The organism is Mesorhizobium sp. M2C.T.Ca.TU.002.02.1.1 (assembly GCF_003997225.1).
In genome coordinates this window covers 1-10,783 of the sequence record NZ_RZTO01000120.1, presented here as the reverse complement: position 1 = coordinate 10,783, position 10,783 = coordinate 1, and the positions used below count along the sequence as shown (strand labels likewise).

Below are 10,783 nucleotides of genomic sequence, written 5' to 3'. Positions count from 1 at the left end.
GGCAGCAGCGCCGCCGCGGCTCGCCCCGCGCGGATGGCAACACCCGAGACGACGCCGGCGAGATCGACGGCCGTCTGCGGCGAGACCAGGCGCGCGATTTGGGGCGACAAGCGGACATAGGCGTCGGTGACCCCCTCGCCATAGCCCGCCCCGGACAGGCGCCGGCGGGCGCGTATCCAGGCTTGATGAAGATCGCCGGGAAACGCGTCGGCCAATTGCCGTTGCAAGATTTCCTCATCGGTCGCGTCGTGCCGCGCCGGTGTTTGCACAAGGCTGGCCATTGATGCTCAAATGCAGGCGGCGACGGCGGACTTCAGCGCGTCGCGCATGTCGGGGTCGTCGGTGATCGGCAGCACCAGGGCGACTTCGCAGGCCTCGTCGATCGGAATGCCGCGGCGGGCGAGCAGTCCGGCGTTGATCAGCATGCGGGTCGAAGCGCCTTCCTCTAGTCCGTGCCCCTTCAGGTTGCGGGCGCGGTGGCCGATCCGAACCAAGGTCTGCGCCAGCGGCCGATCGACGCCGGCCTCGTTCGCGACGATCTCGGTCTCGACCACTTCCTCGGGATAGGAGAAGGCTATGGCGACAAAGCGCTGTTTGGTCGATTCCTTGAGGTCTTTCAGCACGCTCTGGTAACCGGGATTGTAGGAGATGACGAGGTGGAAGTCCGGGTGTGCCTTGAGCACCTCGTTCTTCTTCTCCAGCGGGAGGATGCGGCGATCGTCCGTCAGCGAATGGATGACGACCGTGGTGTCCTGACGGGCCTCGACGATCTCGTCGAGATAGCAGATGGCGCCGGAGCGGACGGCGAGCGTCAGCGGTCCGTCGTGCCAGACCGTGCCGTCGGCATCGAGCATGTAGCGACCGACGAGATCGGAGGCGGTCATGTCCTCGTGGCACGAGACGGTGATCAGCGGCCGGCCGAGCCGCCATGCCATGTGGTCGACGAAACGCGTCTTGCCGCAGCCCGTCGGACCTTTGAGCATAACCGGCATGCGCGATGCGAAGGCGGCTTCGAATAGGGCGACTTCATTGCCGACGGGCCGGAAGTAAGGCTCGGAAACGATGCGGAAATCCCCCAACGCGTCGCCTGCTACCGCGGCGGATCCGGTCCCTCGATCCATTTCAATCTCCAAACGCGTGGCACAAGTCTATGTCTTTGCGTATGCCGCCAAGATCGCTGCGCGCTTTTGGGCGGCATGCTTTCAAGGTGCGCCGCGGCCCCTCGCAGGCCGCGGCGCCTGGCAGCGACCGTCGCTCAACGATGGGCTGCCACCTTGTTGGGAATGCCTTCGATCGGGCTTTCCGGCGTGCCGACAGTCTGCCGGGTCAGCGCCTCGACCTTCTCGCGCGTGCCTTCCGGATCGGTGATCCACTGCTTGTAGAAATTATACGGACACACAGCGTGCCCGCGCGTGTCGTCGCCGGAGTTGATGAGGCCGGTATAGCCACGGTGCAGCAGCTTGAAGAGATGGTTCTGCGACTGCATGTTGCGGCGCGCGTCGCGCAGCAGTGATGTCGAAAGCTGCGCGTACTGGATGCCGTTTTCTTCCGTTCCGCATTCGCCAAGCGTGCGGCCATCGAAGCCGATGATCGAGGAATGGCCGAAATAGGAGTAGACGCCGTCGAAGCCGGACGCATTGGAGACCGCGACATAGACATTGTTGGCCCAGGCCATCGACTTCGAAATCAGGATCTGCTGTTCCTTGGCCGGATACATATAGCCCTGGCATCGGATGATCAGCTCGGCGCCGCGCATGGCGCAGTCGCGCCAGATTTCCGGGTAATTGCCGTCGTCGCAGATGATGAGGCTGATCTTCATCCCCTTCGGACCTTCGGAGACATAGGTGCAGTCGCCCGGATACCAGCCCTCGATCGGGACCCAGGGCATGATCTTGCGGTATTTCTGCACGATCTCACCCTTGTCGTTCATCAGGATGAGGGTGTTGTAGGGAGCTTTGTTGGGGTGCTCCTCATGGCGCTCGCCGGTCAGCGAGAAGACGCCCCAGACGCGGGATTTCTTGCAGGCCTCGGAAAAGATCTTGGTTTCCTCGCCAGGGATCGACGAGGCGGTCTCGTACATCTCCTTCTGGTCGTACATGATGCCGTGGGTGGAATATTCAGGGAAGATCACGAGGTCCATGCCGGGCAGACCGGCCTTCATCCCCTCGACCATCTTGGCAATGTTGCGGGCATTGGCGAGCACTTCGTCGCGCGTGTGCAGGCGTGGCATTTTGTAATTGACGACGGCAACGCCGACGGTGTCGTTGCTGCTCGAAATATCGCCGTGATACATGTCTTACTCCTCCTGGGGTTTGCCGGTGTCCATCTAGACAACCAGATGCTGGTGGATCATCTCATCGCTGAGCTGCCCGATCGGGCCGCTGACCGCGACGCTGCCTCTGTTGAGGATGGCGAAACGCTGTGAAGCGCGGCGGGCGAATGCGATGTTCTGTTCGACCAGGACGATCGTCAGCCCGTGCTTGCGATTGAGGTCGATCAGCACATTCTCGATCTGCTCGACGATGTTGGGCTGGATACCCTCGGTCGGCTCGTCGAGCAGCATGATCTTGGGCTCTGACAGCAGGGCGCGCGCAATGGCGAGCTGTTGCTGCTGGCCGCCTGAAAGGTTGCCACCGCGGCGACCGAGAAATTCCTTGAGAATGGGGAAAAGTTCCAGCACCCACTCGGCGATCCGCCCGCCGCCGCCCTTCGCGGCGAAAGTCCCAACCATGAGGTTTTCTCGCACCGTGAAGCTCGGCAGGATGCCGCGGCCCTGCGGGACGTAACCGACGCCAGCCAGCGCGCGCTTGTGCGTGGGCTGGTCGACCAGTTCCTCGCCGTCGAGCCTGATGGAACCGGTGGTGCGGCTCATCAGGCCAAGCACCGTCCGCAGCAGCGTCGTCTTGCCCACGCCGTTGCGGCCCAACACGGAAAAGAAGTCGCCGGCGCCGACGCTCAATGACACCGACTGGAGCGCGCGGCTGCGTCCGTAGAAGCCGTCGACATTGGCAAGCTCAAGCATGGCCGATCCCTCCCGAGCCGAGATAGGCATCGCGCACCGCCTGGTTGGATTCGATCTCGGAGATCGTTCCTTCGGCGAGCAGCTTGCCTTGGTGCATGACGGAGATGGTCTGGGCGATGTCGCGCACGAAACCCATGTCGTGCTCGACGACGATCAGCGTGTGCTTGCCACGCAGCCGGCAGAACAGGTCGGCGGTCTTCTTCGTCTCCTGCTGGGTCATGCCGGCGGTGGGCTCGTCCATCAGGATCAGAAGCGGGTTCTGCGCCAGGATGAGCGCGATCTCGAGCCATTGGGTCTGTCCGTGCGAAAGATGCGCCGCCGGCGTGCCCAGCTCATCCTCCAGGCCGACGAGCTCCGCCAGCCTTTCGATATCGGCCTTGTCGCGGCTCTGTCGGAATCTGAACAGGTTCGACAAGACGCCGGGGCTCGCGGAGCGCCCGATCTGGAGATTGTCGCGCACGCTGAGATCGCGAAAAACGCTCGGCACCTGGAATTTGCGGCCGATGCCGGTGCGGGCGATGGCGTGCTCGCTCAAGCGGTGGATGGGCTTATCCTGAAAATACACCTCGCCGGCAGCGAGCCGCGTCTTCCCGCAGATCAGGTCGAGCGCCGTGGTCTTGCCGGCTCCGTTCGGCCCGATGAGGCAGCGAAGCTCGCCCTGCGCCACACGCAATGTGAGATCAGAAACGGCTACAAAGCCGCTGAAGGATACTTTCGCCTTGTCGACAACGAGCTGAGCGCTGGCCTTGGTCATGGCAGGCTCTCCAGATGGTGGGTGCCGGCGCCGGCGGCGTCGGTTCGCTGCGGTTGCTGGGCAGGCGCGGGGCGCCGACGCTCAAACCGTGCCGTGATCGTTTCCACGGCGCCGGCTATGCCCTTGGGCAGGAACAGCACGACAAGGACGAAGAGCAGGCCCATGACGAGCGTCCAGGAGTCCAGAAATGTCTCCGATTCCGACAGCGCGCCCTGCATGCCGGCAACGATCAGGGCGCCCAGCATGGCGCCGACCAAGCTCTGGCGCCCACCCACGGCAACCCAGATGACGACGGAAAGGGAGAGCGGCACGCCCATGAAGGTCGGCGAGGCGAACTCCATCACGATCGTGTAGAGCATGCCGGCGAGCCCGGCGATGGCGCCCGAGACCGAGAAGATGAAGATCTTGTAGAGCGCGACGTCGTAGCCGAAGAAGCGGACGCGATCTTCCTGGTCGCGGATCGCCTGCACGATCAGGCCGGCCTTGCTTTTGGTGACCGCCAGCGCAAGGAACAGTGAAACTGTCAGGCAGATGGCGACCAGATAGTAGCTCGCCGAGCCATAGGCATCGAAAGCGAAGCCGGCGATGTCGAACTGAGCGAGGTCGGTGATGCCGTTGAAGCCGCCCGTATAGGCCTGCTGATCAATGATGACGAGCTGAACGACGACCATTGCCGCCAGCGTGGTGATCGCCGCATAGACCCCCGTCACGCGGCCCCGGAACATGAACCAGCCGAGAAGCGCCGCGAACAGGAGCGGTATGACGATGCCGGCGGTCACGCCGAAGGTCGTGGAATAAAAAGGCTTCCAGAACCACGGCAGTTCCGGCACGTTGTTCCAGACCATGAAATCCGGCAGGCCATCCGGACCCGTATGGATCGGGATGGTCTTCAGCTTCAGCGCCATCGCCATGCAATAGGAGCCGAGCCCGAAGGTGGTGGCCTGGCCGAGGTTCAGGATGCCGGCGTAGCCCCATGACAGGCTAAGCGCGATGGCCAGCATGCCAAGCACCAGATAGCGGGCGTATTTGTTGAGCAGGAAAGAGTCGTTCATGAACACGGGCACAAGCAGGATCGCCAGGCACACCGCCGCGCAGATCACGATTTCTGTTTTTGTCTTGCCGGACACTGAGCTGTTTCCCTGATTCAAATCCGCAACGACTCAAGTCCGCACGCGGGCGGTGAAGAGCCCTTGTGGCCGGAAGCGGATGAGGACGACGATTGCGAGCAGGACGAGCGCCTTGGCGATCGTGTCGTTCGAATAGAAGGCCAGATAGCCGGACAGCTCACCCAGGATGCCGGAGCTTGCCAACGTTCCCATCAGGCTTTGCGTGCCACCGAGGACGACCACCATGAAGGCATCGACCACATAGTTGGTGCCCATCTCCGGCGAGACGCTCTTCAGCGGCGAGACCAGGGCGCCCGCAAGTCCGGCGAGGCCCGCTCCGTATGCAAAGGTCAGCCGATAGATGCGGCTGGCGTTGATGCCGTAGCTCGAGGCGACGGCGCGGTTCTGGGTTATCGCCCTGAGCTTGAGGCCGAAATTGGTGTGTCGGTAGATCACCCAGGTGACGGCGAAAAGAGCGAGCGCCACGAACAGGATGAACAGGCGGTAGGCCGAGTCCGTGGCGCCGAGGATGGTGACGCTCTTCGAAAGCGACTCCGGCATCTGCACGTAGCGCAGCTCGCCGCCCGCGGTCAGGCGCACGGCCTGCTGCGCCATAACGCCGATGCCCCAGGTGGCAAGGATGGTGTCGAGCAACCGGTCGTAGAGACGGCTGATGACCAGCACCTCGACCAGCCATCCAACCGCGGCCATGATGATGAAGATCGGCACCAGGCTCGCGAGCAAACCCATGCCGAATTCGGTCTGCAGCGCCCAGGCGGCATAGGCGCCCAGCATGACGAATTCGCCATGCGCCAGATTGATGACGCCGGTGACGCCATAGATGACGGCGAGGCCAAGCGCCACCAGCATCAGGATCGATGCGATGCTGAGGCCCGTCATGAGCTGCGATACGATGATATCCATGGCACACCTTTCGAAGGGGCGGCGCCGTCCCGGGCGCCGCCGATCCGTCTTCCGGCCTCAGACCTGCTTGAGCCCTTCCGCCGTGCATTTCTGGTTCGGGTAGGCCTTGTAGGGCACCGGCTCGAGCCATTCGGCGGACTGCTTCAGGATTTTGAACTGGCCGTCTGCCTGGCACTGGCCGATCTTCGGCCACAGCCAGGTGTGCAGGTTCTCCGGCTCGATGCGGACCTTGCCCTGCGGAGCCACCATCTCCTGGCCCTTGACCGCCTCGCGGATGGTGTTGGGCGTGATGTCGCTGCCGGCGAGCTTCTCGACCGCCTGCTTGAACAGGTGGACCTGGAAGTAGGACGGCTCGGACACGAAATGGGTGACCTTGTCGGCGCCCCATCGCTTCTTGTAGGCGTCGACGAATTTATGATTCTCGGGCGAATCCCAGACCATGAAGTAAGGCGCCGAGGTGAAGTGCCCGGCGGCCGCCTCGCCGCCCATGGCCGCCACTTCGTTCTCCGACGTCGTCAGGCTGGCCATCGGCATGGTCGCGGGGTCGAGCCCGGCGGCATGGTATTGCCGGTGCAGGGCCACCACCGAGTCGCCGACCACGGTGGAGAAGATGACGTTCGGCTTTTCCGCCTTGAGCTTGTTGATGACGGACGAGAATTCGGAATGACCGAGCGGGACGTATTCCTCGGCCACCACCTCGGCGCCGAGTTCGGCCAGCAGCTTCTTGCAGTAGTTGTTTTCCTCCTTCGGATAGATGTAGTTCGACCCGATGAGGTACCAGCGCTTGCCGAAATTCTTGACCAGCCAGGGGACGAAATCATCCTGTTGCTGGTTGGGCACGGCCCCGGTGTAGATGACATTCTTGGAGCATTCGCGCCCCTCGTAGAGGGTCGGATACCAATAGAGGTTGTTCTGCTTCTCGAACACCGGCAGCACCGCCTTGCGGCTGGCCGACGTATAGGAGCCGAAGACCGAAACGCATTTGTCGGACAGCACCAGCTTGCGCGCCTTTTCGGCGAAGGTGGCCGGATCGGAGGCGGGATCCTCGACCACCGGCACGATCTGCATGCCGTTGATGCCACCCGCGGCGTTGATCTCCTCGATGGCCAGGATCGTGGCCTTGTTGAGCGATTCCTCGATGATGGCGGTGGTGCCGGTCAGCGAGAACAGGACGCCTACCTTGATTTGGCCGTCCGCGGCGCGCGCCAGCGAGGCGTTCTTGCTCCAGATATGCGGAAATCCGACGAGGGACACTGTGCCGAGCGCGGCTGTAGCCTTCAGAAAACTACGACGGTTTTTGTTCACCTTTTTCTCCCCTTGAAAATAAAAAAGGCCCCGAAGCGAGCTGCGTGAAGCAGATCGTTTCGAGGCCTCAGTGCCTTTGATGTGCGCGGCACCCTGCCGCCCGCGAACTCTGTCGTTCGCAACAAAAAACCCCACGTCCCGCTTTCGCGAATGCCGTGAGGTTCCATTACCTGTATTTCGCCGGCGGCACCGTTGCCGCCAATCTGAAAACGCTAGCTGAGAAGATCGTAGGAGTCAACAATGGCGCTGGCGACCGCGCCGATCGTGACGCGCCGTTCCATCGCCTGCCGGCGAAGGTAGTTGTAAGCCTCTTCCTCGGTGATGTTCTTCACCCGCATCAGAAGCGATTTCGCGCGCTCGACGCTGCGCATCGTGCGCAGGCTCTCGTCCAATTTATCTATGCGGCCGCGCAGGCGGCGCTCATAGAGGAAATGGCTGCGCGCCAATGAAAGGACCGCCTGTACCGAGCGCGTCGTCGTCGGATAATGGAGCACGCCGTGGGCGGCGCAATTGTGCAGAAGCTTGAGGTCGAGCGGACTGTCGCCGCGATCGATGACGACAAGGGCAGCCCCCGGTTCTCCGGGGATCCAGGGCAGCCTTTGCGGCAGGTCCGCGGACAGCGTGCAGAACACGGCATCGTAATGAACCGGTATCTGCGGCGGGATCGGCCATTCGTGATGCACCTGGCAGCGCAACCTTTGCAACTCGCGCACGAGCCGCTCGCCATCGTCATCTCGGTCGACGATAACGGCAACCGTGAGATCCCAGAGCGACTTGGTTGCGGAAGAAGGAGAGGATTGCGTGAAAACCCCACCATCCCTCCGTGGTGCCCCTGCCTGTCCGATCTTGTCGCGACCAATATTCCTCATGTCGACGGTCTCTTGCACGATTGTCCTCCCTTGCTGCCGCTTGGTCAGGTTAGTTCGAGGGATCGCTGGCGCAGGCTGCGGCCGTAGCCAAGCAAATAGGGATCGGATCGAACGCAGCTCGGTGACTCATAGACGAGGTCGAACTGGCCCTGCCGGTTCGCGCGACCGATACGCGTCCACAGATCCGCGTGGCCCCAGATCGGATTGATGACAACATCGCCCTGAGGCGCCTCGAATTCGGACCCCATCACGGACGACCGCAGGATCTCTGTGTCCATCGAGCCGGTCTGCTCCAAGGTCTTGGCAAACACGTTGACCTGGAAGTACGAAGCCTCCAGGCACATGTTGGTCGGCTCGTCCTCGCCATAGCGCTTCTGGTAGTGGCGCACGAAGGTGGAATTGCGCTCGTTGCCGATGCCCTGGAAATAGGGAGCGGCGGTGATGTGGCCCTCGCCGACGTCATGGCCCATGGCGCGGATCTCGGCCTCCGTGGTGGTGAGGCTGGCAATCGGCATCATCTTCGGGTTGAGCCCGAGCTCGGCATAGGCTTGATAAAGGTAGACCGTTCCATCGCCGACGACGGTCGAGAAGATCACGTCGGGCTGCGCGCGTTTCACTTCACGCATGACCGGCAGGAATTCGGCACGCTTGGCGCCCATGTTGACGTAGGACTCGCCGACAACGCTGCCGCCGCTGTTGCGGATCAGCTCGCGCATGATGCGGTTGGACTCGCGGGGATAGATATAGTCCGAGCCGATGAAGTAGAAGCGGGTGCCGTAGGTCTGCATCAGCACACGGCACAGTTCGACGCTGTTCTGGTTGGGCGTAGCGCCGGTGTAGATGACATTGGGGGAGAATTCGAAACCTTCGTAGAGGGTCGGATACCACAGCAGGCCGTTCAGCCGCTCGACGACCGGCAGGACCGCCTTGCGGCTGCTTGATGTGTAGCAGCCGAATATCGTGCTGACTCCGTCCTCGACCATCAGCTTCTTGGCGTAGCGGCCGAAGGCGCTGGCCTCGGAGCCCGGATCGTAACAGATCGGCTCGATCGGCCTGCCGTTGACGCCGCCCGCGGCGTTTATCTCCTCGATCGCCGTCAGCGTTCCCCTGAATTGCGTTTCCTCGATGACGGCCATGAAGCCGGAGCGGGAAAAGAGGACGCCGACGCGCCACGGTTCGGAGGTATTGCTTGATCTGGTCAACATACGCTCCCAAAGTTCCCCAACTGCGTTTCTTGTTGTCGGACGCGGCCGACCGCAATCCTGCGGTCGGCCGCGATCGTGGTCAACTGGCCAGCAAGTCCTTGAGCTTGCCGTCCAGGAACTTCACATCCTGCTGGCTCGTGCCGGGGCCGCCGGCAAAGTGACCCCAGATGGACTCAAAAGGAATGAACTTGGCATTGGGCATGTTCGCCACTTCGAACTCGCTGTCTTCGGGTGGAAAATAGAGATCCGTCCGGCTCGGCATAACGTAGGTCTTTGCCCGAATGGACGACAGCGCCTTCTTGAAGTCGCCCTTGTACAGCTCGTTGTCGGAGATATCGCCGTTCTGCCAGGTCCACAGCATCGTCAGGAGATTGTTGGCGTCTTTCGGCAGGAAGAAACCTTCCCAGAATGCGATCAGGAAATCCTCGAGCGAGGAGAAGCCCAGCGTTTCGAGATCCAACTTCTGCCGGTAGAATGCTTGCGAAAAGCCCCAGCCGGCATAGACCCTGGCCATCGCGCGCAGACCTTTTTCAGGCTTCTTCTCATACCAACCATTGTTCCAGGCCGCGTCGGCCGTCAGCGCTGCCTTGACGCCTTCGAGGAAGACGAAGTTGTGCCGCGAGCATTTGGCCGACCCGCAGAACGGAGCAATGCGCTCCACCATCTCGGGATACTGAGCACCCCACTGGAAGGTCTGCAGCGCGCCCATCGACCAGCCGGTGACCAGCGGCAATTTCTGGACTTTGAACTTCTCCGTCACAAGACGATGCTGGGCGCGGACGTTGTCGTATGCGGTTACCAGCGGAAAGCGGGATGCGTTGTAAGGCTCGGGCGTGTTGCTCGGCGAGGATGAGAGACCGTTGCCGAACATGTTCGGGATGACGATGCAATATTTGGCCGGGTCGAGCGCCATGCCACTGCCGATCAGCCATTCATTGTCGGCATGCTGGCCCGAATACCAGGTCGGATAGACGATGAGGTTGTCCTTTTTGGCGTTCAGCTCGCCAAATGTTTTATAGGCGAGCTTGGCGTCGCGCAGCGTGGCGCCGCGCTGCAGGGCGAAGTCGCCGAGGTCGAAGATTTCATAGTCAGCCATATGCTTCACTTTCCTTGCGAGTTTGAGGCGGGCCGCGAAAGCGGCCCGCCCGGTCCAATCTCAAGCCGCCGCCCGTGCAGCCTGCTGCTGCCGGCCGATCACGGCATAAGCGATGCCGCCTGCCAGCATGGCGCTGATGGCCGTGGAGAAATGCGGGGCGTAGAATTCGACAATCAGCGCCACGGCCGATCCGATTGCCCAGGCGATGAAAGCGGTTGGCCGCCAGTCTTCGCCGATCTCCGCATTCCTGCGGTAGAGATACTGGTCGACAAGCACGATGGCGCCGATCGGCGGCACAACAACACCGAGCAGCGACAGCCACTGAATGAAGAAGGCCCACACATTGCCGGCGGCAACCACGATGCCGATGATGCCGAGGACCACCGCCATGATCCGCATGCGCGTGCCCAGGATCCGTGACCAGCCGGTGGCCGAGTTGTAGAGGCAGTGCGCGCAGACCGAGCCGAGATTGCAATAGAGGAAGAGGAAGGCGAGCGCCCCC

Annotated in this window: 11 protein-coding genes and 1 pseudogene; all 12 read right to left on the bottom strand. The window is 62.2% G+C overall.

Annotated features, from left to right (window positions below; genetic code table 11):
* On the bottom strand, positions 1-281 hold a 281-nt coding region (locus EOD07_RS09235; RefSeq protein ID WP_206519445.1), incomplete at its 3' end, for a hypothetical protein.
* Between the two features lie 6 nt (positions 282-287).
* Entirely contained in the window at positions 288-1,121 is an 834-nt protein-coding gene (locus EOD07_RS09230) for a CbbQ/NirQ/NorQ/GpvN family protein (RefSeq protein WP_127235197.1), read from the bottom strand.
* A gap of 134 nt (positions 1,122-1,255) precedes the next feature.
* Entirely contained in the window at positions 1,256-2,293 is a 1,038-nt protein-coding gene (locus tag EOD07_RS09225; RefSeq protein WP_040985664.1) for an aliphatic amidase, read from the bottom strand.
* A gap of 33 nt (positions 2,294-2,326) precedes the next feature.
* A complete protein-coding gene (gene urtE / locus EOD07_RS09220) occupies positions 2,327-3,022 on the bottom strand; it encodes an urea ABC transporter ATP-binding subunit UrtE (RefSeq protein WP_073988752.1) in 696 nt (231 codons plus the stop codon).
* Positions 3,015-3,776, bottom strand: coding sequence for an urea ABC transporter ATP-binding protein UrtD (urtD, locus tag EOD07_RS09215; RefSeq protein WP_040985666.1), 762 nt, complete (start codon positions 3,774-3,776; stop codon positions 3,015-3,017). The genes urtE and urtD overlap by 8 nt, the downstream gene beginning before the upstream one ends.
* Positions 3,773-4,903 (bottom strand): urea ABC transporter permease subunit UrtC, encoded by a 1,131-nt coding sequence (gene urtC, locus EOD07_RS09210; protein WP_245469986.1) that lies wholly within the window; start codon positions 4,901-4,903, stop codon positions 3,773-3,775. The genes urtD and urtC overlap by 4 nt, the downstream gene beginning before the upstream one ends.
* Positions 4,904-4,936: 33 nt before the next feature.
* Positions 4,937-5,806: an urea ABC transporter permease subunit UrtB gene (gene urtB / locus EOD07_RS09205; protein ID WP_127235196.1), complete on the bottom strand. Its 870-nt coding sequence runs from the start codon at positions 5,804-5,806 to the stop codon at positions 4,937-4,939.
* Positions 5,807-5,863: 57 nt separating this feature from the next.
* Positions 5,864-7,111 carry a transporter substrate-binding domain-containing protein gene (locus EOD07_RS09200; RefSeq protein WP_040985668.1) on the bottom strand — a complete coding sequence of 416 codons (1,248 nt, stop codon included), beginning with the start codon at positions 7,109-7,111 and terminating at the stop codon, positions 5,864-5,866.
* 212 nt (positions 7,112-7,323) lie between these two features.
* Positions 7,324-7,998, bottom strand: coding sequence for an ANTAR domain-containing protein (locus EOD07_RS09195; RefSeq protein WP_127235195.1), 675 nt, complete (start codon positions 7,996-7,998; stop codon positions 7,324-7,326).
* Positions 7,999-8,024: 26 nt separating this feature from the next.
* Positions 8,025-9,185, bottom strand: coding sequence for a transporter substrate-binding domain-containing protein (locus tag EOD07_RS09190; protein ID WP_040985669.1), 1,161 nt, complete (start codon positions 9,183-9,185; stop codon positions 8,025-8,027).
* Between the two features lie 79 nt (positions 9,186-9,264).
* Entirely contained in the window at positions 9,265-10,281 is a 1,017-nt protein-coding gene (locus EOD07_RS09185) for an alpha/beta fold hydrolase (protein ID WP_073988962.1), read from the bottom strand.
* A 60-nt stretch (positions 10,282-10,341) separates the two neighbouring features.
* A pseudogene (locus tag EOD07_RS09180) lies at positions 10,342-10,783 on the bottom strand (cytosine permease); the annotation flags it as partial.